The 702-nt window shown below is 69.8% G+C and carries 1 pseudogene; it reads left to right on the forward strand.

Annotated features, from left to right (window positions below):
- A pseudogene (locus CP49_RS46035) lies at positions 1-702 on the forward strand (hypothetical protein); the annotation flags it as partial.

Below are 702 nucleotides of genomic sequence, written 5' to 3' on the forward strand. Positions count from 1 at the left end.
CGCCACGATTGCGCCGGTCGAGGCGGCGGTGCAGCCGGTGCTCGCGACGGTGACCGACAGCGCGGCTACGCTGAGCGATGACGTCGGCGCCACGATTGCGCCGGTCGAGGCGGCGGCGCAGCCGGTGCTCGCGACGGTGACCGACGGCGCGGCTACGCTGACCGATGACGTCGGCGGCACGATCGCGCCGCTGACCGGTGACGTGGCACAACCGTTAAGTGCAGTCAGCGACACTGTTGCGGATGCGGCGCCGGTCGTTGAGAGGACCGAGCCGGTGCTCACGACAACAGCTGCCGCCGTGAGCGATCCGACCAGCGACGTGTCAGATCCGATGATCGATGCCGGGACCGTGGCCAGCGACACTGTTGCGGATGCGGCGCCGGTCATTGAGACGACTGAGCCGGTGCTCACGACAACAGCTGCCACCCTGAGCGATCCGACCAGCGACGTGTCAGATCCGGCCGACACTGGGACCGCGGCCAGCGACGCTCTTGCGGATGCGGCGCCCGTCGTTGAGACGACCGAGCCGGTGCTCACGACAACAGCTGCCGCCGTGAGCGATCCGACCAGCGACGTGTCACGTCCGGCCGACGCCGGGGCCGTGGCCAGCGACACTCTTGCGGATGCGGCGCCGGTCGTTGAGACGACCGAGCCGGCGGGGACGACAACAGCTGCCACCGTGAGCGATCCGACCAGCGACGT

Source organism: Bradyrhizobium valentinum, assembly GCF_001440405.1.
Lineage (GTDB): Bacteria > Pseudomonadota > Alphaproteobacteria > Rhizobiales > Xanthobacteraceae > Bradyrhizobium > Bradyrhizobium valentinum.